The organism is Uliginosibacterium paludis (genome assembly GCF_039631355.1).
Taxonomy (GTDB): Bacteria; Pseudomonadota; Gammaproteobacteria; order Burkholderiales; family Rhodocyclaceae; genus Uliginosibacterium; species Uliginosibacterium paludis.
This window is the reverse complement of record NZ_JBDIVF010000002.1, coordinates 565,797-587,681: the sequence shown is the minus strand read 5'-3', so window position 1 is coordinate 587,681 and position 21,885 is coordinate 565,797. Positions and strand designations below refer to the sequence as shown.

The window sequence follows — 21,885 nt, the reverse complement described above, 5'->3', positions numbered from 1 at the left end:
GGCGACCCCGCCGTACGAGGTAACGTGGAAGTGAGGGGCAGCCGGAGCGAAGCGTAGGGAACCACAAGCGCAGCTTGTGGCTGTCCCGCTCGACTGTAGTGTTAGAACGTACTTTCTTAACAGACCCGTTAGTCGTCACGGTTCTTTGCACACGAATAGCATTCTTCTGCCGAGTTGTCTTGGACCACCTCTTTAATTAGGTCAGTCATCTCGCGTCGACTTTCAAATACATCCCCGTACTCGCCGTTGGATATTTTGAAGTTACCGAGCTTGTATGCGGCTTCAATTTCTTCGCCGCCTTCAAAGAGACAATCTTCGTGGAACTCACATTGCTCAAGAACACCAGCTTCGAGTGCGATTTGTATTGCGATACCGCGCTTTTCTTCATCGTCTTCCATCATTCGCTTAGCTCCACCCATGATGCATCTCCTAGAAAGTTCTAACGTTGGAAGTAACCTGCTGCCAGAGTTGCGCAGCAACGGAGGGAACCCAAAGCGCAGCTTTGGGCAGTCAGGTTGACTGAAAGGTTAGGTTGCTGGTTATTAGAGAACATGCAACACCTCGAATTCATTGCAAACAACCGGCATGGTTGTATGTGGTTCGCGACCAATTCGCTTGCACTCTTGCGAGAAGAATTTCCAATGTACGGATCGCCAATAACTGAGTGATAAATCACCTTCTCCTTCTAGTGCAGCATATTGCTCAGGAACATCCTGAAAAGGAAGGGTGCGAACATTTGTTATGCGAGTAACCACCACGGGTTGATCATGATGATTTAAAACAATTTCGCAGTCACTGACTGATGGAATGGGTTCATTTTCAAATTCGAATGACCATAATAGGCTGCTACCGGCGCGCTTTATGCCACGTTTAATCAGATCAATCAGGGCCTCTGAGAGTTCAGGTGAATTACCGAAAACTGTTGTCGAGACATGCTGACTGGGGAGCAAAATTCCCCGCCGCGTGAGATATTCGATCGTTTCATTCACTGATGCACTCGTTGGCATTTAGCGCAACCTAACGTGGAAGTGAGGGGCAGCCGGAGTGCGAAGCACGGAGGGAACCAACAAGCGCAGCTTGTTGGCTGTCCCGCTCGACTGCAGGGTTATGTTTCATACGCCGGAGATCCTCAGTTGAAGCTCTCTTTCATGACTGGAAGGTGCAACTTTTAGATCACAGTTGCTAAGCGAAGCTCTGGTAGTCCAAGCGGCGTCCTCGCCAATAATCTGAATTGATAAAAGCTCGTTTGGAAAGGTAATTGGATAGATAAGCGGGAGTTTCTCTATTCCAGGCATTACACGGATTTTCAGGTTCTGAACTAGCACACCATTCGAGTAGAGCTTGTAGTAAGCCGTTTCGTGGCTTACAGCCAAGGATGCCTCGTTTGCTTTTGGCGCCTCTCCCTCTTTGACAAGTTTTACTTGTAGCTTGGCCCCCTGCATTTCGATAGCAAACTCAGTGAGCTTATCTCGATAGTAGAAAAGAAGCACAAAGATAAGCATTGGCCATGCTAGCACCTGAGTCATTCCAGTAATGAATTCGAGATAGGTCATCGGATGCTCACTGAAACATAACGTTGAAGTGAGGGGCAGCCGGAGCGAAGCGGAGGGAACCACAAGCGCAGCTTGTGGCTGTCCCGCTCGACTGCAAAGTTAGAAGTATCAGGCGGGTAACGCATATGAGACCTTTGTGCCCGCAACTGTGATTAACCCTTGCTCTTTAAGCTCATTCAGTAACGACTGAAGCTCCTGCTCGGGGAGTTGTTTTTGGAACATTGAGCTGATGGTGCTGGTGAGTGTCTTAACGGCCCGAGGCTTTGATGCACCTCTGCGCTTGAGGTCAGCAACGATCACAGCAATTTTCTCGCTCGGTGATTTGGAGTTTGAAGCTTTCACGATGGGAATGTCGGTCACATCCTTGGAGCGACAAGCAAATATCTTCTTGGTCTTAAGGTGCGTGATCAGCGGGTCAAAGCCCGTATCCTTTGACACGATGTGGAAGTAAGCGTCGGGCTCTTTACTTGCCAAGGCTCCGATGTAGTACGCAACGTGAAAATCGAGAGCGTTTGAACCATTGCCAGTAATTTTGATGTACTCAGCCCGCTCTCCCATTTGCTGAAGAACAGATGCTACCTCGAAGGTGACTTTGGCTTGATTGGCGCCGACAAAGACGATGACTTTGAAATGCTCCTTGTTGAGCACGGCCATCGCTTCTGGCTGCACGTTCTCGTAATCGATGAGTACGTAATTTGTTCGCAAGTTGCCCCCGGATTGATGAGACTTCTAACGTGGAGCTAACCGGCCGCCGGAGCGCGTAGCGCGGAGGGAACCCAAAAGCGCAGCTTTTGGGCGGTCCGGGTTGAGCGCAGGGTTATGTTTCATGCTCAATCCTTGCTGCCGTAGCCAAAAAGATAACCAGCAATTGCACCCAATATTCCGATTGCTGCACTTTCACCAGACGGGTTCATGACGGCGAGAATACTCGTAAGAGTTGCAACGATAACTATGCCGGTGATACGTACATTGAAAGGGCCGAAACCATCTTTCATATGCTTGAACACCTTGACCATTGCAAAGACGCCAAAGCCAACTACCGCAAGGATTGCCAGCCCTCGGTTGAAATCCATTTTGGAGAGAGTGTCTAGGAATTGATCCATCGCGAGTCCCCGGTTGAAACATAACGTGGAAGTGAGGGGCAGCCGGAGCGAAGCGGAGGGAACCAAAAGCGCAGCTTTTGGCTGTCCCGCTCGACTGCAGGGTTAGAGGGCAATTTCACCTGCCTCTTTGGCAAAACACGCCGAACGCTGCGCAACAGGCAGGCTGCTTGACTGTGTTGCGGCATGCCCAGAAATGGCTGACCCAGTCTCCGCCAAGTAAGCGGCCAGCTTATTTGCGTCCGTACCCGCGGCCAGCATCGAAACAATACGAATTGCATAGGATTCGTACTCGTTTTTGGGAAGCCCATCAATGAAGCCAATGGGAGCCCATTCGTTGTAAAGAACTTCATTTACGGCGGCGACAACCGCCCTGAATTTCTCATTGCGCGGATTGCTCACGCTTGCACTCTAACGTGGAAGTGAGGGGCAGCCGGAGTGCGAAGCACGGAGGGCACCAACAAGCGCAGCTTGTTGGCTGTCCCTCTCGACGCCAAAGGTTCCTTTAAGGCCAAACGGGCGTGAACTGTCGAGAGTGAGAGCTTGAACAGTGGCAATCTGCCCGGGGTCTGAGGCAAGTTCATTCTTTAGTGAGTAGACGGATTGCATGTGCCTCGTGACACCTAACTTGTTATAGGGATCAGTTTTGCTGCATATCATCGGCGCGTGCTCCCTAACATGGCGCGACCGACCAGCGAAGATTGGCTTCCAGCTTGGCTTTCCGCGATTCGGCTGTATGGATGACCACCATTAACAGAATCGACAAAAACCTCACTCTGCAAAAATCAGTTCTGAAGCTCCGTATGGCTGCTTTCCGGCAGCAAAGCTCTGCGTCCACTCCTGGCCGAAAACGGCCAGTCTCTGATCAACCGTTTAGAGACCCACGCTACGCCTCGTTCTGAATCGCGCGATATGACCAAAATCACGAAGTCGCGCGGCTGAGCTGAAAACACACTGCTTGCCGCATCCCGTTTGCGAATGGCGCAACAGATTCAATGGAGCGCGGGCGCTGATCGGCCGACTCCGGGCGATCCATCATTTCCAACGACAGCCTGCGGCGCAGGCAAGCAGCGTGGGTTCGCGAAGCCAGCCACCGCAAGCGGTTCCAAGACCGAGGCGGTCACTTGCCGCCGCGCTCCCGACCGCCCTACAAAAGCCCCGCCCTGCTCTCCCGCATGAAGTCGATGAAGGCGCGGGTCTTGGCGGGGAGAAGGCGGTCGGGGAGGGTGACGAGGTGGAGCTGGCGCACGGGCATGCGGCAATCGGTAAGCACTTCCACCAGCGCGCCGCTGGCGAGCTCGGCCTCCACCAGGTAGCGCGAAAGCGCGATGAGGCCGACGCCGCCCACCGCCATGGCGCGCATGACTTCGGTGCTGTTGGCGGCGGCCGGGCCGCGCACCTGCACTTCGTGTTCGACGCCTGCTGCGTCGGTGATGTGCCAGGGGTTCTGGATGACTTCGCCGGCGTAGATGAGGCAGCGGTGTGAGGCGAGATCGGCGGGGGATGCGGGCGTGCCGTGGCGGGCGAGGTAGGCGGGGGCCGCGCAGACGGCGTAGCGCAGGTCGGCCAGATGGCGGGCGACGAGGCCTGGCGCCGGGGTGTTGGTCATGCGGATGGCGACATCCACCGCCGAGCCGGCAAGGTCGGCGAGCTGGTCGGTGAGGTTGAGCTCCACCCGCACTTCCGGATGACGCAGCAGGAATTCCGCCAGCAAGGGCCCCAGCACGCGGTTGCCCCAGGAGTGCGGGGCGGAGATGCGCAGGGTGCCGCGCGGCGAGGCGGAGAGCTCATGCATGCGTGCTTCGGCCTGGTTCATTTCGTCGAGCACGCGGCGGCAGTGGGCATGGAGGGCTTCGCCGGCTTCGGTGAGGCTCTGGCGCCGGGTGGTCCGGTGCAGCAGGGTGACGCCGAAATCCTGTTCGAGTGCGCGGATGCGCTTGCTGAGCGCAGCGCGCGAGCAGCCCAGCCGGTCTGCGGCAGCCGAGAAGCTGCCGGCATCCACGACTTCGGCGAAGCTCGCCATGTTGATGAGGCGTTCCATTTGTGTCTGTCAGGAAACAATCCTGTTGCACTGTAGCCATTTATCGTCAGCTCGTCTGTCACTACAGTGAGGCCATCCCCTCTTCCGAAGAAAGACCCTGCCATGAATGCCACACCCCCTGTTCCGCTCTGGCGGGCCGCGCTGCTGCTGAGCGTGGCGACGATTCTCTGGGGCGCTGCCTTTCCGGTGTCGAAAGCAGTGCTCGCGTCGATGGACCCGATCTGCATGGCGCTGTGCCGCTATGGCGTGGCCGCCCCGCTCTTCCTGATCCTGCTGGCCTGGCGTGAAGGGGCGGCAGCGCTGCGGCCGGAGGGCGCGTTCTGGCGTCTGGTGGGCCTCGGCACGCTGGGCTTCGCCGGCTTCAACCTGCTGATGTTCTATGGCGTCGGCATGTCGCGGCCGGAGTTCGGCGCGATCGTGATGGCGCTGCAGCCGCTGATTGCGGTGATGATCCAGTGGGCGCGCAGCGGCACGCGGCCGGCGCCGCGCAGTTTCGTGGCGCTCGGGGTGGCAGTGCTCGGCGTGCTGCTGCTCACCACCAATGGCCATCCGGCCCGGCTGGTGGAGCATGCGGCGCTGCTGCCCACGCTGATGATGATTACCGGCGGCACTTGCTGGGTGCTCTATTCGATGGGCGCGGCTGCCTTCCCCGGCTGGTCGCCGCTGCGCTACACCGCGCTCTCGGGCAGCGGCGGCGCGCTGGGGCTGGGCGCGATCTGGCTGTTGGTGGGCGCAGCGGGCGGGCTGAGGCTGCCCACCGCCGCCGCGCTGCCGGGGCTGGTGCCGGCGCTGCTGTTCCTGATCCTGCCGGCGGCCGTGATCGCGGTGCTGTGCTGGAACCAGGGCATCCGCCAGATCGGCGCTCAGCGCGGCATGCTCTTCATCAACCTGGTGCCGCTGACCGCGCTCGCCGTCGGTGTGCTGAGCGGCCATCCGCTCGGCGGCGGCGAGCTCGCCGGCGCGCTGCTGGTGCTGGGCAGCCTCTTCATCAACCAGGCCGGCAGCCGCAAGCCCGCCACGGCGGTGCTGTGCCCGGCCGCGGCGGGGCGGCAGGCGTAAGGCGCGCGAGCACATTCCTGCCTGGCGGCTGACGACCGTTTGTGCACCTGCACAAGCCGCGCGTCAGCCACGGTTAAAAGAGCTCTGTTTGTGTATTTCCTGCTCAAGACGGGGCGCGGAGAATCGCGGCTTTTTTCTCCAGAAAGGACGCAGGAATGTTTGCAGCAAGAACCGTCGCAACCGGCACCCTCGCATTGATTCTCGCCGCGTGTGGCGGCGGAGGCGGGGGTGGCGGCAATGAGACTCAGCCGGTGCCCGTCAGCGGCAGCAGCGCTTCGTCCTCGTCTTCCGCTTCTTCCGCGTCCTCGTCCAGCGCCGGCAACGCGGCATCCAGCAGCGCATCCTCGGCCAGCAGCTCACAAGGCAGCGCCGAAGCAGGCTCCACCACGCTGACCGGGAATGATTTCGAAGGGATCTGGGTCGACCGCCTGGGTTTCCCCGCGCTGATCTCGCCTGAAGGTTCGGTCTACCAGGATGGCGATGACACCAATCTCACCGGCTCCATCAGCTTCACGGCCGACACCTGGCAACTCGGCAGCCAGACGACGAACCAGACCTCGTCCCTTAAAAGCGAAACGGCCACTGGCTCAGGCAGCTTTTCTCCCAAAAAGCTGTTCTCAGGCACCGTGCACTCGACGGGCGCTGGAGGCACTCGCGATATCGCGGTGTCCTGGACCTACAGCAGCGACAACGACCGCGCAGTGAGCCTTGCTTCACTCGCAGGGGCCTGGCAAGACCTCACGATTGACGCCAACGGCAACCTGTCGGGCTTGATTGTCCAGCACGCGCTCGAACCCGGCGCCTGCCAATACAGCGGAAAGATCGAGCCCGTCACACAGGGGTCGAGCAAGAACCTGTTCAAGTTCTCGCTAACGCGTTCTGCAGTGCCCGGAAAGACTTGCAGCTCCACGAGAACCGATGCCGGCTTTGCCGCGGTCATGTCGAGCACGGATAGCAGCTTCGGTCAGATGCTGGTCGGCGTAGCCAACAATACAAGCACCGGCGAGCGCTCTCTGGAGTTCTACTGGTCACGCCTCAAGTAATCACAGCCAGAAAAGCCGCGCCCACGCATGCCCGAAGCCCGGCCCCCTGCGGGCCGGGTCGCTTCCACAAGCGCTGGGCAGCGCGCTGCAAAGCTTCTCTATATTGGGGCGTACGCCTTTGATTTCAAGGACTTGAAAACGCATCAGGCGCACACAGATAGGGAGTGCAGGCCGCTGGAGTTCCGGGGCCTGCTTCCCGGGGAACGGGCCGGTGGATCCGGCGGTTTCCCGCTCCGCAAGGAGGCTGCCGGCCCGTGCCGGGCGGTGGTGGAGTTCCCTTCTATCGCTTGTCTTTTTGAGGATATGAATCATGCGTACCTATGACTTTTCGCCGCTCTATCGTTCCGCCATCGGTTTCGACCGCCTCGCCCAGCTTGCCGAGGCTGCGCTGCGCAACGAGCAACCGAGCTATCCGCCCTACAACATCGAGCTGGTGTCGGAAGACCGTTACCGGATCACGATGGCGGTGGCCGGCTTCAGCCGCGACGAGCTGGACATCGAATCCGAGAAGAACACGCTGAAGATCACCGGCCGCAAGGCGACCGATGAGAAGCAGCGCAACTGGCTGCACCGCGGCATCGCCGCGCGCGACTTCGAACAGCGCTTCCAGCTGGCCGACCATGTGAAGGTGGTGGCCGCCAGCTTCGAGAACGGCCTGCTCGATATCGAGCTGGTGCGGGAAATTCCCGAAGCCGAGAAGCCACGCAAGATCGTGATCGGCGCAAATGAAACGCTGCCCCTGATCAACGGCCAGCAAGCCGCCTGATCTCAGCCTGCGCCCCGGCGCACAAAGGCCCTGCCCGCTTGCCGCGGCAGGGCCTTTTTTCGTGGCGGTGCTGCTCGCGCCGCGGCGCCGGCCGTGGCAGGGACCGGTCTCAGCGCGGCCGGAGCGAGCCGTAGAGCCTGAAGAAGCGCGATCGCTGCTGCTCAAGCAAGGTCCTCACGCCGGCCTCGCCGCTCGTGAGCCAGGTATTGATCAGGGATTCGACGCTTTCGATCTCGGCCCGGCTCAGCGCCGGCAGGCTGACATAGGCCTTTTTCCGGTCGACCCGGATCATGCTGCTGCCGCTCTCGGGCAGCACGACACCGGTGTGCCGGACGCCTTCCTGCGCAATGAACAGGGCTGTCGGCAAGCGCGGAGACTCCGTGTCATCCGACCCGTCGTAATAGGCGCTCACGGCATGCGGACGCTCGAAGGTTTCGCCCTGTACCTCGAAGCCGAGGATGTTGCGGCACGCGATGATGATCCGCGCAGGGCAGGCCTGGATGCGGATATGAACGGGCGTGCCCCAGCCGAGCAGCAGCAGGAAGATCGTGCCGGTCAGCGTCGCGATCAGGCTGAGCGGCCCGAGCACGAGGTAGTCGGTCAGCGTGGCGTGGCCGGAAGAAAGTTCGCCGAGCAGGGCAATGCCGAAGGCCAGGGGAACCACTGCAAACACCAGCAGGTTGAGCAGGCCGATCCAGAGCAGCATGCCGAAGAATTCGAGGCTGAGCCCGCTTGTCCGGATCCTGACGTGACAACTCATGCAACCCGCCCTCTCTCCCTGTTCGGCCTGCGACGCCGGATGACGCCGCGGCCCGGGGAGCGGAAATATCACGCGCCGGACCTTCCCGGGCAATCGGTGCGACGAGCGGGGCGATATGCGCGATGCATACCCGCACACCCACCTGGCCCCGTCCGGGCGGTGATGCCGGCGCAGACGCGGACCGGGATGGTTCGGCCCGGGCATCAGGACATTCCCGATCCGGGCTGCCGGATGGGCAGTGTGGCCTCAAGTCCGCGCGCGCGCGTCCGAAGTTGAAGGCATGAGGCCGGAGGAAACCGGCCCGACACGACGGACATTGCGCCAGCCATGCAGCCGGGCGTCTGCCACCGCCCGGCCGCAGTCGCTGGTGACCTGTTTTCACAGGTAACAGTGGGCTTTCGTGTCCGGTGGGATGCATGGCTGGCTGGCCACCGGCGCGCCGAAACAGTGTTTTACGGAAGTCGCCGCGACAACGTCCAGAATGCCATTACACGCCCGAGCCTGCGGAGGAATCCCGATGGAAACGATGCAGCTTCCCGGTGGCACCGATGTCGAGCTGACCCAGAACACGCTGCTGCTGGTCGACGACGAAGAAAACATCCTGTCCTCGCTGCGCAGGCTGCTGCGCAAGGACGGCTACCGCATCCTGAGTGCCACCAGCGGCGAAGCCGGGCTGGCCATTCTCGACGAGGAAAAGGTCGATGTGATCATCTCGGACCAGCGCATGCCGCACATGATCGGCACCACCTTCCTGCGCAAGGCCCGCGACCGTTCGCCGCACAGCGTGCGGATGATTCTCTCGGGCTACACCGATCTCGACAGCGTGACCGACGCGATCAACGAGGGCGCGGTCTACAAGTTCCTGACCAAACCCTGGGACGACGAGATGCTGCGCATCGCGGTGCGCGAAGCGCTGCAGTACAAGTGGGTGGGCGACGAGAACCGCATGCTGCAGGGCATGCTGCTCGACCGCAATGACGAACTCGCCCGCGCCTGTGCCTCGCTGGTCGATCAGGCAGATGCCTCACGCAATGCCCTGCGCAGCCTGCAGCACCTGCTCGATGCGCTGCCGCTGCCGCTGATCAGCCTGGACGCAACGGGCCATCCGCGCTTCCTGAATCCGGCCGCCAGCCACTGCCGCAGCCTCTCGCCCGACGCGGACTGGGCCGGTCTGCTCGCCGCCACCGCGGCCTGCCGGCGCAACACGCTCGATGTCGGCACGCAGCGCCTGACCGCCTTGAGCCAGCCCAACGCGGGCGAGCCCGGCGGCCATGTCATTGTCCTGATCCCGGATGCGCAATCATGATCCCGGCCCCTGCTCCCGACACCCGGCTGCTTGATCTGGTGGACGTCGGCATCCTGCTCATCGACGGGCAGAACATCGCCTTTGCCAATGCCGCCTTCGCCCAGATCGTGGGCATGCCGGCCGATCGCCTGCAGGGTCGATCGCTGGGGGAACTCGGCGGCGAAGCCTGGATCGATTTCACGCTGGGCCAGAGCTGGGCCGATGCGCTGCCCTGGCCGATGCCGGACGGCTCGGACCGCTGGTTCGAAGTCAGCATGAAGCCGCTCGAATGCGATGGTCGCGTGCTGCAGGTGGCCAGCTGTACCGATGTGAGCGCACGCATGCGCGCAGAGGGGGCGGAAGCCTCGATGCTGCAGATGCTCACCGAGATCATCGAGGGCTATCCGGTGGGCACCTTCGTGATCGACCGCGAGCACCAGGTCACCCACTGGAACCGCGCCTGCGAGGTGCTATGCGGCATGCAGGCCAGCGATGTGGTCGGCACCGACGAGGCCTGGCGGGCCTTCAGCGAGGTTCGCCGCCCGATGCTGGCCGACTGGGTGATGGAGCCGGATGACGAGGCCGACGCCATGCACGCCTATGAAGGACACCTGTGGCGCTCGCCGGCGGCGGAAGGCGCCTATGAGGCCGAGATCCTGCTGCCCCAGCTCAACGGCCTGCCCGCGCGCTGGCTGCATGTGGCGGCCTCGCCGCTGCGTGACGCGATGGGCAATGTGATCGGCGCCATCGAGACCCTGATCGACATCACCTCGCGCAAGGAAGCCGAAGCCAAGCTGCGCGAAGCACGCGAGAAAGCCGAAGACCTGGTCACCGAGCGCACCCGCGAGCTGCGCGAAGCCAAGTCGGCGCTGGAGCACGACATCGAGCGCCGGGTGGCGATCGAGCATGAAATGCAGCGGCGGCTGATCGAGGTCACCGATCTGAACAACAAGCTGCATGACACGCAGGACCGCCTGGTGCAGAGCCAGCAGCAGCTCGTGCAGAACGAGAAGCTCGCTTCCATCGGCCAGCTGGCTGCAGGCGTGGCGCACGAGATCAACAATCCGATCGGCTATGTGTTCTCGAACCTCGGCTCCCTGCAGAGCTACCTGGCCGACATCCTCGAACTCATCGAGGCCTATGTGCAGGCGGAATCCGAAATCGCCGCCGAAGAGACCCGCACGGCGCTGGCCACGCTGCGCAAGAAGAAGGATCTCGACTATGTGAAGGACGATCTGCTCGACCTGATGCGCGAATCCCGCGAGGGCATCGAGCGCGTGCGCAAGATCGTGCAGGACCTGAAGGATTTCTCGCATGTGGATGCGAGCTCCGACTGGCAGTGGACCGATCTCCACCGCGGCCTTGAATCAACGCTCAACGTGGTCAACAACGAGATCAAGTACAAGGCCGACGTGATCCGCGAATACGGCGTGCTGCCGCAGGTGCAGTGCCTGCCCTCGCAGCTCAACCAGGTCTTCATGAACCTGCTCGTGAATGCGGCCCAGGCCATCAGCACCGAGCATCGCGGCACCATCCGCGTCAGCAGCGGCGCGGAAGACAAAGAGGTCTGGATCCGCTTTGCCGACGACGGCTGCGGCATGCCGCCCGAGGTGGTCAGCCGCATCTTCGACCCCTTCTTCACCACCAAGCCGATCGGCAAGGGAACGGGCCTGGGGCTCTCGCTTTCCTACGGCATCATCCAGAAGCATCACGGCCGCATCGAGGTGGAATCCACGCCCGGCCAGGGCACGGCTTTCCGCGTGGTGCTGCCGGTCGAGCAACCCGACATGGCACCGGACATGGTGCAGGAAGCGAGCTGAGCGATGGACCAACAGCCCGGCACGCCGGAGCAGTTCATCGCCGGCTTCGACCGCCCGCCGGAGATCCTGCTCGTCGATGACGAGCCGAACGTGCTCTCCAGCCTGCGCCGCATGCTGCGCCCGGCGGGCTACGCGGTGCGGGCGGCAAACTCGGGGGACGAGGCGCTGACGCTGCTGGCCGAGCGGCCGGCCGATCTGGTGATTTCCGACATGCGCATGCCGGGCATGAACGGCGCCACGCTGCTCACCGAAGTGCGCCGCCGCTGGCCGGACAGCCGCCGCCTGCTGCTCACCGGCTATGCCGAAGTCGCCAGCGCGATCGCCGCGATCAACGAAGGCGGCATCCACCGCTATGTGTCCAAACCCTGGAATGACGAAGAACTGCTGGCCATCGTGCGCCAGTCACTCGAGCACGCCGGCCTGAAGCGCGAACACGACCGGCTCGAGGCGCTCACCCGCGAACAGAACGAAGCCCTGCGCGAGCTCAATGCCACGCTGGAGGAGCGCGTGCGCCAGCGCACCGAAGAGCTGCAGATCGCCCATCAGGAAGTGTCACTGTCGATGGAGAAGCTGAAAAAGACCTTCTTCACCTCGGTGCAGATATTCTCTCAGCTGATCGAGCTGCGCGCGCCGACGCTCTCCGGCCACAGCCGGCGCGTGGCCGACGTGTCGCGCAAGGTCGCCGTCAAGATGGGTTTCAGCAACGATCTCGCGCAGGAGGTTTTCCTCGCCGCCCTGCTCCATGACATTGGCAAGATCGGCTATCCCGACGATCTCTTCGACAAGCCGCCCGGCCGCATGAGCGCCGACGAGCTGGGCCTGATGCGCAAGCACACGATCAATGGCGCCGCCGCCCTGATGTCGATGCCCGACATGCGCGGCGTGGCCGACATCATCCGCGCCCACCATGAGCGCTGGGACGGCAAGGGCTATCCGGAAGGCCTGGCCGGCGACCGCATTCCGGCCGGCGCACGCATCCTGGCGCTGGCCAACGATTACGATGCGGCGCAGATCGGGCTGGTCAGCGCGCGCCGCATGACGGTGGAAGAGGCCAAGGCGAATGTCATCGAAGGGCGCGGGTTCCGCTACGACCCGGCCGTGGTGGACGCCTTCGCCGAACTCACCGGTCGGGCACCGAAGACCGAACCGGTCGCACGCCGGCTCTCCGGCAGCGACCTCGAGCCCGGCATGGTCCTCACCCATGATCTCTACAGTCCGGACGGCCTGCTGCTGCTCGCCGTCGGCTACACGCTGGACGCGCTGATCGTGAAGCAGATCCGCGAGTTCGAGGAAAGCTACGGCAAACGGCTGGTGGTCTGCGTCCGCCCGACCGCGCCGGCCGCCACGGAGGCCACATCATGAGCAGGATCCTGCTGATCGACGATGAAATCGGTATTCTGAATGCGCTGCAGCGCCTGCTGCGCAAGGTGCCCTGCACCCATGCCGGACGGGTATTCGATCTGGAAACGGAATGCTTCACCAGCCCCTCGGAAGCCTTGCGACGGATCCTGCACACCCCCTTCGACCTGATCCTGAGCGATTACCGGATGCCGGAGATGGACGGGGTCAGCCTGCTGGTCGCGGCGCGCGACGTGCAGCCGGACGCGATGCGCCTGATCCTCTCGGGCTATGCCGATCTCAACGGCCTGCAGCGCGCGATCAATGACGCCTGCATTCACCGCTTCATCTCCAAGCCCTGGAACGATCACGAGCTGATGGCCACACTCGGGCAAAGCCTGGCGCAGCGCGAGCTGATGCTGGAGAACCGGCGCCTGGCCGATCTGATGCGGCTCGATATCGGCGAGATCAGCGCCGCGGAGTTCGAGGCCCGCGCACTCGAGAGCGTGGAGCCCGGCATCACCCGCGTGCACTGGGGGCCGGACGGCTCTGTGCTGCTGGATGACGACTGAATGAAAAAGCCCCCGCCGCGCAACGCGGGCGGGGGCTTTCTTCAGACGCGGAAGGCTCAGTAGGACGTTACATCGCTGGTCTTCACGACGCAGTTGGACGTGTTCCACTTCTCGCCGAGGCTGCTCGGCTCGGCACCGCTGTTGTTACCCTTGTAGGTCACGCACACCTTCGGACTGCCGGACTTGTAGCCCTTGATCTTGAGGTTGGTGATGGTGGCCTTGTCTCCGTAGTTGGTGTTGATGCCCACCACGCCGGCACTCACGCCATTGAGCTTCACGTTGTCGATCACCACATAGCGGGCGCTGCCGTTGTTGGAACAATTGCCGCAAGAGCGATACAGCTTGCCGATCGTTTCGGCATAGAAGCCGCCACCGATCTTGATGGTGGAGCCCAGGCCGTTGTGCTGGAAGACCTTGTCGCTCGCCTTGTAGGCCGAGCCGCCGGTCACCGTCATGGTCTTGCCTGATCCCCCTTTCATGGTGGCGGCATCCTCGCAGACATCCGCCCACTTCACATTGCTCAGCGTGCAGCTGCCGGCGCAATGCACGCCATCGGCCGCGCCACCGGCCTTGAGCACCACGTTCTTGAGCGTGGCGCCGTCCTTCAGGTAGAACACTGGCTGCTGGCTCTCGGATTGGCCGTCACACGAGGTGCCGACGGTGGCGCCGCCGTAGTCCTTGGTGCCCGAGATGGTGGTGGTTGCCGAGGCGCTGAATGCGGAAGCCGCCAGAATGAGGCCGAAAAGAAATTTTCCGTATTGCATGAGACTTTCTCCAATTTGTCCAAAGAATGTTTCTTGTCACAGGGTCGTGGGTTAACCCCAAGCCCTGCAGGCACGTTGTAGCCCCTGGATGAGGCTTCCGAAAGGCCGTTCATCCCGACCCGGCTGCCGTTTGCAGTGCGGCACGGAATCCGGTGCCGAAAAGATCGTCGAAACCGGTTTTTGTATGGAAATTGGGCGGAGATGAAATCAATTTCGACACATTTGCACAACCGGGCATGCTGCAGCGCATCAGCTTGCGGTGGCTCCGGCCGCACTTCGCTGCGACAATGAGCCTCCCCAGGCCAGTGCGGCACGCCCGAAGCCGCCAGCCACCCCCGCGACCGGCCCGAGCCGGCACTGGAGTTTTCCGTGTACAGCTTTTTTGAAAGACTCGTTCCGCCCTACCCGGCCCGCACGCCGGCGTCTCCGCCCAGGCATTTCCTGCGCTTCGTCTGGGGCTGCACCGAGGGCCTGCGCGGCCTCATCCTGGTGATGGCGGCCTGCACCGCGCTCATCGGCGCCTTCGAGGCCCTGCTCTATGCCGGGCTCGCCCATCTGGTCGACTGGCTCGGCCGGATCTCGCCTTCCGAACTGCTCGTGCGCGAGCGCAACACGCTGATCGCGTTTGCGGTGGTGCTCTTCTCCAGCCCCTTCGTGGTGGCGCTGCAGACCTTCCTCAAGCACCAGACCCTGGCGGGCAATTTCCCGATGCGCATGCGCTGGAATTTCCACCGCCTGATGCTGGGCCAGAGCATGAGCTTCTATCAGGACGAGTTCGCCGGGCGCATCGCCACCAAGGTGATGCAGACCGCGCTCGCGGTGCGCGACACGGTGATGATCCTGACCGACATCCTGGTCTACGTCGTCATCTACTTCGGCACGATGGTGGTGATCGCGGGCAGCTTCGATGCCTGGCTGCTGCCGCCCTTCCTCGGCTGGCTGCTGCTCTATCTGCTGGCGATGCGCTACTACGTGCCGCGCCTGGGCGAGGCCGCCCGCACCCAGGCCGACGCCCGCTCGCTGATGACCGGCCGCATTACCGACGCCTACACCAACATCACCACGGTGAAGCTCTTCTCGCACGGCCAGCGCGAAGCAGCCTACGCACGCGCGGCGATGGATGAGTTCCTCGGCACCGTGCATGGCCAGATGCGCCTGGTGAGCGGCTTCCAGATCGTCAATCACACCCTCAATGTGCTGCTGGTGGCGGCCACCATCGGGCTCTCGCTGTGGCTGTGGATGAGCGGCAAGATCGGCATCGGTGCGGTGGCCGCGGCCACCGCGATGGCGATGCGGCTCAACGGCATCTCGCACTGGATCATGTGGGAAATGGCCATGCTCTTCGAGCACATCGGCACGGTACAGGACGGCATGAACACGCTCTCGCGCCATCAGGCGGTAACCGACCGCGCCGGCGCGCCGGCGCTCGAAGTGCCGCGCGGCGAGATCCGCTTCGAGGATGTGAGCTTCTCCTACGGCGGCGAGAAGCCGGTCATCGAGCATCTGGACCTCACCATCCGCCCGGGCGAGAAGATCGGCCTGGTCGGCCGCTCGGGCGCGGGCAAGTCCACCATCGTGAATCTGCTGCTGCGCTTCTATGACGTGGAAAGCGGCCGCGTGCTGATCGACGGACAGGATGTGTCGGCCGTCACCCAGGACAGCCTGCGTGCGCGGGTCGGCATGGTCACGCAGGACACCTCGCTGCTGCACCGCTCGGTGCGTGACAACATCCTCTATGGCCGCCCCGATGCGGACGACGAAGCGATGATCGCGGCCGCCCGCCGTGCCGAGGCGCATGACTTCGTGCAGGGGCTGACCGATCCGGCCGGCCGCTCGGGATATGACGCGCATGTGGGCGAGCGTGGCGTGAAGCTCTCCGGCGGCCAGCGCCAGCGGGTGGCGATCGCGCGCGTGATGCTCAAGGACGCGCCCATCCTGCTGCTCGACGAAGCCACCAGTGCGCTCGATTCGGAAGTGGAAGCCGCCATCCAGGGCAGCCTCTACCGCCTGATGGAAGGCAAGACGGTGGTGGCCATCGCCCACCGCCTCTCCACCATCGCGGCGATGGATCGCCTGATCGTGCTCGATCGCGGCCGCATCGTGGAAGAAGGCAGCCACGCCGAACTGCTCGCCCGGGGCGGTCTGTATGCCCGCCTGTGGGCCCATCAGAGCGGCGGCTTCCTCGCCGAAGAGCTGGACGAAACCGAAACCGCCGGGGCCTGAGCCCCCCCTGTAGGACGCGGCCGGCAGCCGCTCCCGGCGGCGGACTATGGGCCGCCCCGCCCGCACGGACCATCCTTGAGCCATTCCAGTGGCTTGAGGAGTCTGCCATGCCCGCCCCCCCGTCTGCCCTCCGGCGCCCTGCCGGCCTCGCCGCCCCTTCTCCCCGCAAGCATTCCGGGCGCCGCGTGCTGGCGATGCTGGTGGGCCTGGTGCTGATCAGCAGCGGCTGCGCGCTCTCGCGCCTGCAGACCGCCGCCAGCCTCGCCCGCAACGCCCAGCCCCTGCAGGCCGACCCGCCCGGCGCGATCCATCGCCTGCTGATCGTGGGCGACAGCACCGGCGTCGGCACCGGCGCGAGCACGCCTTCCCACTCGGTGGCGGGCTGGATCGCAAGTCGCCATCCCGACTGGCGCATCGAGAACCGGGCACGCAGCGGCGCGAAATGCGAAGCGCTGCCAGCGCAGCTGGAGGGCGCCAGCCCGCAGGACACGGTGCTGATCATGTGCGGCAGCCATGACGTGCTGCGCCTCACCGGCCGCGACGAGCTGCACGACAGCCTGCTCGCCGCAACGCATCAGGCGGCCCGCATCGCACCGCGCGTGATCCTGATGCCGCCGGGCAACATCGGCAACATCCCGCTGCTCTTCGCGCCCTTTTCCTGGTGGATGACCGAGCGCTCGCGCGACCTGCATGACATCGGCAAGGCCGTGGCGCGGGAGAGCGGCGCGCTGTACGTGGATCTTTTCCGCGAACGCGAGGATGACCCCTTTGCACGTGAGCCCGAGCGCATGCACGCCGCCGATGGCCTGCATCCGGGCGACGCCGGGTATGCGCTGTGGGCCGATGCGCTGCGCCGCGAAGCGGGCGTCTAGACGCCGCGCGCCAGCAGGCTCAGCAACAGGCCGGATCCCGCGCAGGCGGCAATCACCGCGATCACCGACACCCGCCAGCGCATCAGTGCCAGGCCCGCCAGCAAGGCGAGCGCCATCGCGATGAAGTCCGGCGGCGCCGCGAAGCCGGCGGGCCAGAACACATGCCAGGCAAAAAAGAGCGCGAGGCTCAGGATCACCCCCACCACCGCGGCGGTGATCGCGGTCAGCGGGGCAGTGAAGGCGGGCGTGTTGCGGGTGGATTCCACCAGCGGACCACCCGCCAGGATGAACACGAAAGAAGGCAGGAAGGTGAACCAGGTGGCCACGCAGGCCCCGGCAATCGCCATGAAAATCACCGCCGGCCCGGACAGGAAGGCGCCGCTTGCCTGGGTCAGCGCCTCGTTCCAGCCCGCTGCAAAACCCACGAAGGCCACCACCATGATCAGCGGGCCCGGCGTGGTCTCGCCCAGCGCGAGGCCGTCGATCATCTGCGTGGCACTGAGCCAGCCGTAATGCAGCACGGCGCCCTGATACACATAGGGCAGCACCGCGTAGGCCCCGCCAAAGGTGAGCAGCGCGGCGCGGGTGAAGAAGCCGGCGCTCTGGGTCAGCACATGCTGCGGGCCGGCCAGCGCCACCAGCAATGCCATCGGCATGATCCAGAGCAGGGCGCCGGCAAGCAGCACGCCCACCAGCCGGCGCCAGCGGAAGCGGGCATGCGCCGGCGTCGGCGTGTCGTCGTCGATCAATGCCGGCGCATGGACCACGCTCGCCGCGCGGTGCGACTCCGCCCCGCGGAAGAGTGCCGGCCGCCAGCGGCCGCCCAGCCAGCCGAGCACCGCCGCCACACCGAGAATCAGGGGGAAAGGCAGCTGAGCTGCCGCCAGCGCGAGGAAGGCCGCCACCGCGAGGGCCCACATCCAGCGGTTGTGCAAGGTGCGCCCGCCGATGCGCCAGGCGGCCTGGAGCACGATGGCGCAGACCGCGGGCTTGATGCCGTAGAACATGCCGGCCACCAGCGGATGCTGGCCCCAGGCCATGTAGAGCCATGACAGCGCGATGAGGATCAGCAGTGCCGGCAGCACGAAGAGCAGGCCGGCAGCCACGCCGCCCGCGGAGCGGTGCATCAGCCAGCCGAGATAGGTCGCCAGCTGCTGGGCTTCCGGCCCGGGCAGCAGCATGCAGTAGTTGAGTGCATGCAGGAAACGGCGCTCCGAAATCCAGCGGCGGCGCTCGACCAGCTCCCGGTGCATGATCGCGATCTGCCCGGCCGGCCCGCCGAAACTGATGAAGCCCAGCTTGAGCCAGAAGCGCAGGGCCTGGGCAAAGGGAATCCGGCAGTTGTCGTTCATGATGTTCCTGTCATGACGGGAAAGGAGCCGGGAGAGCTTACAGGAGAGTGGACATGAAAAAGCCCCTGCCGCTTGCGCGGACAGGGGCCTGGGCGGCAGGCCGGCTCAGCGCTGCAGCTTGGCGTCCTTCTGCAGGATGAAGGCTTCGCCCTGACGCGCGCGCACCTCGAACTTGCGACCCTGCACCGACGCGTTGCGGATCAGCAGGCCCTTGTCGGCCTCGATCTTCACGTTCTCGAAGCGGAAATCGGTGATCGCCGCCTCCGGCACGCCCACGATGTAACCGGCGGCGCGGCTCTTCCCGGTCGACACCAGATTGCTCACCGCGATGTGGCTGAAGTGCGGAGTCTTCACCGCATCGAAAGGCTGGGCCGGGTCGGTGTCTGCCGGATAGAGCTGGTCGCCCACCACGAAGCCGCCTTCGGCCAGGGCGCGATCGAGCTCGGCCTGATCGTTCGGCGCCCCCTTGTAGTAGCCGGAGAACACCAGGGGCACGCCCACGTCGACCATCTTCGTGTCGCGGTAGATCACGTTGCTGACCCTGCCGCCCTTGCCGCGCGGGCTCTTGATGCGCAGGCCGTACATCGAGCCGATGAAGCTGTTGTGCTCGACCAGCACATTGTTCACCCCGCCCGAGGACTCGCTGCCGATCGAGATGCCACGCCCCTGGCGCAGGGTGTTGTGCGCGATGTAGATGTCTGACGTTACGCCATCAGGATATTTCGGATCAGCCTTCTCGGCCTTGATCGCGACATGGTCGTCGTTGTTGTCGATGTCATTCCAGGTGATGCGCACCCGGCGCGAATCGATCGGGTCGATCGCGTCGGTATTCGGCGCATGCCAGGGCGTGGCGATGCGGGTGCGGGTCACGTCCACATCCTCGCTGTAGCGCAGCACCACATGGAAGCTCGGCGAATTGACGAGGCTCACACCCTCGATCAGCACGTTGCGGCTGTTCTTCACATAGATCAGGCGCGGCCGGTCGGTCGAGGCGCGTCGCGCCGGCGTTTCACGCACATTGGCGCGGTAGCGCTCCCACCACACCGCGCCCTGGCCGTCGATGGTGCCTTCGCCGGTGATCGCCACGTTCTCGGCGTTCGCCACGCTGATGAAGGGCAGCCAGCCATTCTCGGCCTCGCCGGACTTGGTTTCCGGCGTCGCGCGATAGCTCGATTCGACGGTGGAGGCCACGATGGTGGCGTTCTTCTCCAGCTGCAGGCGCACGTTGCTCCGGAGCTGCAGCGGGGCCACCAGATAGTTGCCGGCCGGCACGCGCACCGTGCCGCCGCCGGCTGCCGCGCAGTCATCAATCGCCTTCTGGAAAGGCTCGGTATTGAGCTGGATCTGCTGGCGTTCGCCATCCGCACCATAGGCGGTGACATCGCAGACCTTTGCAGGAATCTTCACATTGGCTGCCGCAGCGGCGGGCAGGCTGAACGAACTGGCCGCCAGCAGCACGCAGGCCGCGAGCAGCGGGTACTTCCGGGTGATACGCATGAAACCGGTCTCCTCCTTGTATGGCCGGCATGCAGACCACATACCGGCCACGCACTATAGGAAGCGCAATTCCGGCCGGTCAATGACAAGCGGCAAGATTTGTATGACAGGTTGCGATGAAGCAGGAATGCTGTCTCGCGTCAGCAACACACCCCGCCAGCCCAGCATTCATCAGGCAGCAGAGCGCAAAAGCACCGTGCAACAGGTTTCACCTGAAAAGCGATGGTGATTCGGGTAAACCCACCTGTCATGACAAGCAATTCAAGGCAGTCAGCTCAGGACAGGCTTCGGCATCGCCAGCTTTCGAGCACCGTCGCCCCCCACCCGGCAAACGCCGGGAAGGCACGCGTCGATCAGGCCCACACACTGCCGTTGCTCCCTGCCCCGACGCGCCGCCAGCCCTCCGGAAAGCGGGTCGCCGTCCGACGCATGCCGCCGGATGCTGCCCAGCGCGCCGCGGCAAAGCGGACGCAGGGAGCGCGGCCCCGGCTATCTCGTGCCCGACGGCCATCCGGCCAGAGCCGCACCGGTGGGGCTCTGGCCGGGTTCAGGGCCTTGCCGCGCGGCGCCGGGCCGGGCCGGGTCGGGCCGGGCCGGTCGGGTCGGGGTCGGGGTCGGAAGAACCGAGCCGAACGCGGGAAAGGCGGTTTGCAGAAATTTTCACAAGGCACTAGACGACCGGTCTAATCAGCGCTACAGTTCGTCCCATGAACAGCGAACGCCCCGATACCCGTCAGCACATCCTCGATTGCGGCCAGCGCCTTGTCGCCACGAAAGGCTTCGTGGGCGTCGGGCTTGCCGAACTGCTCACCACGGCCGGTGTGCCCAAGGGTTCCTTCTATCACTACTTCGCATCGAAGGAAGTTTTCGGCATCGCCCTGCTGGACCACTATTTCGACGACTACCTGAACCGGCTCGATGCCCTGGCACAGGCCTCCGGCCTCACCGGTGCACAGCGGCTCGAGACCTACTGCGAGCGCTGGACGGAAACCCAGCGGGGCGAAGACGCCGCGCTGTACTGCCTGATCGTGAAGCTCAGCGCGGAGATTGCCGACCTCTCCGACGCCATGCGCGAACGCATGCTGGCCGGCACCGGCCGCGTGCTGGGCGTGCTCGCAGACTGGGTGGCCGAAGGACAGCGTGACAGTTCGATCGGCAATCGGCAGTCCGCCACCGCGCTCGCCGAAACCTTCTATGAACTCTGGCTGGGCGCCTCGCTGCTGGCAAAGCTGCGTCGCGACAGCACGGCTTTCGAGGGTGCGCTGGCGCGTACCCGCGAGTTGCTGCAGTCCGGCTGAAGCACCGGACGCGGAAACACCCTCCCCCTGCACCGCCCCCAACCCCGACTTTCATTTGCCTCAAAACAAACCGACCGGTCTATTTTTAAACCACTCACTGAGCACCACCCGAACCTGGAGACCCCTCATGAAAATCTTCTACAAGACCCGCGCCACCGCCAAGGGCGGCCGTTCCGGCCTCACTTCCCTCGATGACGGCAGCCTTGCCGTGGAACTGGCCATGCCCGGCAGCGGCAAGACCGGCGCGAATCCGGAGCAGCTCTTTGCACTGGGCTACGCTGCCTGTTTCGACAACGCGCTCAAGCATGTCGCAGCCCAGCAAAAGCTGCCGCTCGCCGGCAGTCAGACGAGCGCCGAAGTCGGCATGGGCATGACCCCCGAGGGCGGCTTCAAGCTGGATGTGGATCTGCATGTCACGATCAGCGGTCTGGACCAGGCCGCGGCCGAAGCCCTGCTCGCCCGCAGCCACGCCGTGTGCCCCTATTCCAATGCCCTGCATGGCAATGTGGACGTCCGTCTGCATCTGACCGTCGCCTGAACAC

General features: G+C 63.7%; 22 protein-coding genes. 11 read left to right on the top strand and 11 right to left on the bottom strand.

Translation table 11 applies throughout. The features are described 5' to 3' along the window. Nucleotides 1–128: 128 nt before the first annotated feature. From ABDB87_RS07820 to ABDB87_RS07790, 7 genes are all read right to left on the bottom strand, one after another. The gene (locus ABDB87_RS07820) at nt 129–401 is read right to left on the bottom strand and encodes a hypothetical protein (protein ID WP_345925689.1); all 273 of its coding nucleotides are present in this window, start codon (nt 399–401) and stop codon (nt 129–131) included. A 141-nt stretch (nt 402–542) separates the two neighbouring features. Then, on the bottom strand, nt 543–989 hold the full coding sequence (locus ABDB87_RS07815; RefSeq protein ID WP_345925688.1) for an ASCH domain-containing protein: 447 nt from the start codon (nt 987–989) through the stop codon (nt 543–545). A gap of 123 nt (nt 990–1,112) precedes the next feature. After that, on the bottom strand, nt 1,113–1,553 hold the full coding sequence (locus ABDB87_RS07810; RefSeq protein ID WP_345925686.1) for a hypothetical protein: 441 nt from the start codon (nt 1,551–1,553) through the stop codon (nt 1,113–1,115). A 108-nt stretch (nt 1,554–1,661) separates the two neighbouring features. Continuing rightward, the gene (locus ABDB87_RS07805; protein WP_345925684.1) at nt 1,662–2,258 is read right to left on the bottom strand and encodes a PIN domain-containing protein; all 597 of its coding nucleotides are present in this window, start codon (nt 2,256–2,258) and stop codon (nt 1,662–1,664) included. A gap of 125 nt (nt 2,259–2,383) precedes the next feature. Then, complete coding sequence (locus tag ABDB87_RS07800) at nt 2,384–2,656, bottom strand: hypothetical protein (RefSeq protein WP_345925683.1); 273 nt, start codon at nt 2,654–2,656, stop codon at nt 2,384–2,386. Between the two features lie 102 nt (nt 2,657–2,758). Then, a complete protein-coding gene (locus tag ABDB87_RS07795; RefSeq protein ID WP_345925680.1) occupies nt 2,759–3,055 on the bottom strand; it encodes a hypothetical protein in 297 nt (98 codons plus the stop codon). Nucleotides 3,056–3,800: 745 nt separating this feature from the next. Further along, the gene (locus ABDB87_RS07790) at nt 3,801–4,694 is read right to left on the bottom strand and encodes a LysR family transcriptional regulator (RefSeq protein WP_345925679.1); all 894 of its coding nucleotides are present in this window, start codon (nt 4,692–4,694) and stop codon (nt 3,801–3,803) included. Between the two features lie 102 nt (nt 4,695–4,796). Between ABDB87_RS07790 and ABDB87_RS07785 the strand changes: the two genes are divergently transcribed. The 3 genes from ABDB87_RS07785 (at nt 4,797) to ABDB87_RS07775 (ending at nt 7,562) form a co-directional block, all read left to right on the top strand. Next, on the top strand, nt 4,797–5,753 hold the full coding sequence (locus ABDB87_RS07785; RefSeq protein ID WP_345925677.1) for a DMT family transporter: 957 nt from the start codon (nt 4,797–4,799) through the stop codon (nt 5,751–5,753). A 155-nt stretch (nt 5,754–5,908) separates the two neighbouring features. Continuing rightward, the gene (locus ABDB87_RS07780) at nt 5,909–6,796 is read left to right on the top strand and encodes a hypothetical protein (RefSeq protein WP_345925675.1); all 888 of its coding nucleotides are present in this window, start codon (nt 5,909–5,911) and stop codon (nt 6,794–6,796) included. A gap of 310 nt (nt 6,797–7,106) precedes the next feature. Further along, a complete protein-coding gene (locus tag ABDB87_RS07775; RefSeq protein WP_345925673.1) occupies nt 7,107–7,562 on the top strand; it encodes an Hsp20 family protein in 456 nt (151 codons plus the stop codon). 109 nt (nt 7,563–7,671) lie between these two features. On the opposite strand, the gene ABDB87_RS07770 is transcribed toward ABDB87_RS07775, so the two are convergent. Beyond that, complete coding sequence (locus ABDB87_RS07770; RefSeq protein ID WP_345925671.1) at nt 7,672–8,322, bottom strand: hypothetical protein; 651 nt, start codon at nt 8,320–8,322, stop codon at nt 7,672–7,674. A 517-nt stretch (nt 8,323–8,839) separates the two neighbouring features. Here ABDB87_RS07770 and ABDB87_RS07765 point away from each other — a divergent pair. Genes ABDB87_RS07765 through ABDB87_RS07750 form a run of 4 tightly spaced genes read left to right on the top strand, consistent with a single transcriptional unit; the run spans nt 8,840 to nt 13,337 of the window. After that, nucleotides 8,840–9,628, top strand: coding sequence for a response regulator (locus ABDB87_RS07765; protein WP_345925669.1), 789 nt, complete (start codon nt 8,840–8,842; stop codon nt 9,626–9,628). Next, complete coding sequence (locus ABDB87_RS07760; RefSeq protein WP_345925667.1) at nt 9,625–11,427, top strand: ATP-binding protein; 1,803 nt, start codon at nt 9,625–9,627, stop codon at nt 11,425–11,427. Before ABDB87_RS07765 ends, ABDB87_RS07760 begins: the two co-directional genes overlap by 4 nt. Nucleotides 11,428–11,430: 3 nt before the next feature. Further along, entirely contained in the window at nt 11,431–12,789 is a 1,359-nt protein-coding gene (gene nosR / locus ABDB87_RS07755; protein WP_345925665.1) for a response regulator c-di-GMP phosphodiesterase, NosR family, read from the top strand. Beyond that, entirely contained in the window at nt 12,786–13,337 is a 552-nt protein-coding gene (locus ABDB87_RS07750; RefSeq protein WP_345925663.1) for a response regulator, read from the top strand. The genes nosR and ABDB87_RS07750 overlap by 4 nt, the downstream gene beginning before the upstream one ends. 56 nt (nt 13,338–13,393) lie before the next feature. Here ABDB87_RS07750 and ABDB87_RS07745 read toward each other — a convergent pair whose 3' ends face one another. Then, nucleotides 13,394–14,101 carry a pectate lyase gene (locus ABDB87_RS07745; protein ID WP_345925662.1) on the bottom strand — a complete coding sequence of 236 codons (708 nt, stop codon included), beginning with the start codon at nt 14,099–14,101 and terminating at the stop codon, nt 13,394–13,396. Nucleotides 14,102–14,470: 369 nt separating this feature from the next. Between ABDB87_RS07745 and ABDB87_RS07740 the strand changes: the two genes are divergently transcribed. Both ABDB87_RS07740 and ABDB87_RS07735 read left to right on the top strand, forming a co-directional pair. After that, on the top strand, nt 14,471–16,324 hold the full coding sequence (locus ABDB87_RS07740) for an ABC transporter ATP-binding protein (protein ID WP_345925661.1): 1,854 nt from the start codon (nt 14,471–14,473) through the stop codon (nt 16,322–16,324). Nucleotides 16,325–16,431: 107 nt separating this feature from the next. Then, nucleotides 16,432–17,196, top strand: a complete 765-nt coding sequence (locus ABDB87_RS07735; protein WP_345925659.1) for a GDSL-type esterase/lipase family protein — start codon at nt 16,432–16,434, stop codon at nt 17,194–17,196. Here the strand turns inward: ABDB87_RS07735 and chrA are convergent. Both chrA and ABDB87_RS07725 read right to left on the bottom strand, forming a co-directional pair. Beyond that, nucleotides 17,193–18,548, bottom strand: coding sequence for a chromate efflux transporter (gene chrA / locus ABDB87_RS07730; RefSeq protein ID WP_345925657.1), 1,356 nt, complete (start codon nt 18,546–18,548; stop codon nt 17,193–17,195). The genes ABDB87_RS07735 and chrA overlap by 4 nt on opposite strands. A 105-nt stretch (nt 18,549–18,653) precedes the next feature. Continuing rightward, nucleotides 18,654–20,045: a glycoside hydrolase family 28 protein gene (locus tag ABDB87_RS07725; protein ID WP_345925655.1), complete on the bottom strand. Its 1,392-nt coding sequence runs from the start codon at nt 20,043–20,045 to the stop codon at nt 18,654–18,656. A gap of 707 nt (nt 20,046–20,752) precedes the next feature. Between ABDB87_RS07725 and ABDB87_RS07720 the strand changes: the two genes are divergently transcribed. Together ABDB87_RS07720 and ABDB87_RS07715 are read left to right on the top strand one after the other, a co-directional pair. After that, nucleotides 20,753–21,343 carry a TetR/AcrR family transcriptional regulator gene (locus ABDB87_RS07720; RefSeq protein ID WP_345925653.1) on the top strand — a complete coding sequence of 197 codons (591 nt, stop codon included), beginning with the start codon at nt 20,753–20,755 and terminating at the stop codon, nt 21,341–21,343. Nucleotides 21,344–21,470: 127 nt separating this feature from the next. Then, nucleotides 21,471–21,881 (top strand): organic hydroperoxide resistance protein, encoded by a 411-nt coding sequence (locus tag ABDB87_RS07715; protein ID WP_345925651.1) that lies wholly within the window; start codon nt 21,471–21,473, stop codon nt 21,879–21,881. Nucleotides 21,882–21,885: the final 4 nt, after the last annotated feature.

Excerpts from the sequence above, each read along its gene's own strand:
- ABDB87_RS07820 (WP_345925689.1), bottom strand. The coding sequence starts at position 401 with ATGATGGAAGACGATGAAGAAAAGCGCGGTATCGCAATACAAATCGCA.
- ABDB87_RS07810 (WP_345925686.1), bottom strand. The coding sequence starts at position 1,553 with ATGACCTATCTCGAATTCATTACTGGAATGACTCAGGTGCTAGCATGG.
- ABDB87_RS07800 (WP_345925683.1), bottom strand. The coding sequence starts at position 2,656 with ATGGATCAATTCCTAGACACTCTCTCCAAAATGGATTTCAACCGAGGG.
- ABDB87_RS07790 (WP_345925679.1), bottom strand. The coding sequence starts at position 4,694 with ATGGAACGCCTCATCAACATGGCGAGCTTCGCCGAAGTCGTGGATGCC.
- ABDB87_RS07785 (WP_345925677.1), top strand. The coding sequence starts at position 4,797 with ATGAATGCCACACCCCCTGTTCCGCTCTGGCGGGCCGCGCTGCTGCTG.
- ABDB87_RS07780 (WP_345925675.1), top strand. The coding sequence starts at position 5,909 with ATGTTTGCAGCAAGAACCGTCGCAACCGGCACCCTCGCATTGATTCTC.
- ABDB87_RS07775 (WP_345925673.1), top strand. The coding sequence starts at position 7,107 with ATGCGTACCTATGACTTTTCGCCGCTCTATCGTTCCGCCATCGGTTTC.
- ABDB87_RS07770 (WP_345925671.1), bottom strand. The coding sequence starts at position 8,322 with ATGAGTTGTCACGTCAGGATCCGGACAAGCGGGCTCAGCCTCGAATTC.
- ABDB87_RS07765 (WP_345925669.1), top strand. The coding sequence starts at position 8,840 with ATGGAAACGATGCAGCTTCCCGGTGGCACCGATGTCGAGCTGACCCAG.
- ABDB87_RS07760 (WP_345925667.1), top strand. The coding sequence starts at position 9,625 with ATGATCCCGGCCCCTGCTCCCGACACCCGGCTGCTTGATCTGGTGGAC.
- nosR (WP_345925665.1), top strand. The coding sequence starts at position 11,431 with ATGGACCAACAGCCCGGCACGCCGGAGCAGTTCATCGCCGGCTTCGAC.
- ABDB87_RS07750 (WP_345925663.1), top strand. The coding sequence starts at position 12,786 with ATGAGCAGGATCCTGCTGATCGACGATGAAATCGGTATTCTGAATGCG.
- ABDB87_RS07745 (WP_345925662.1), bottom strand. The coding sequence starts at position 14,101 with ATGCAATACGGAAAATTTCTTTTCGGCCTCATTCTGGCGGCTTCCGCA.
- ABDB87_RS07735 (WP_345925659.1), top strand. The coding sequence starts at position 16,432 with ATGCCCGCCCCCCCGTCTGCCCTCCGGCGCCCTGCCGGCCTCGCCGCC.
- chrA (WP_345925657.1), bottom strand. The coding sequence starts at position 18,548 with ATGAACGACAACTGCCGGATTCCCTTTGCCCAGGCCCTGCGCTTCTGG.
- ABDB87_RS07725 (WP_345925655.1), bottom strand. The coding sequence starts at position 20,045 with ATGCGTATCACCCGGAAGTACCCGCTGCTCGCGGCCTGCGTGCTGCTG.
- ABDB87_RS07720 (WP_345925653.1), top strand. The coding sequence starts at position 20,753 with ATGAACAGCGAACGCCCCGATACCCGTCAGCACATCCTCGATTGCGGC.
- ABDB87_RS07715 (WP_345925651.1), top strand. The coding sequence starts at position 21,471 with ATGAAAATCTTCTACAAGACCCGCGCCACCGCCAAGGGCGGCCGTTCC.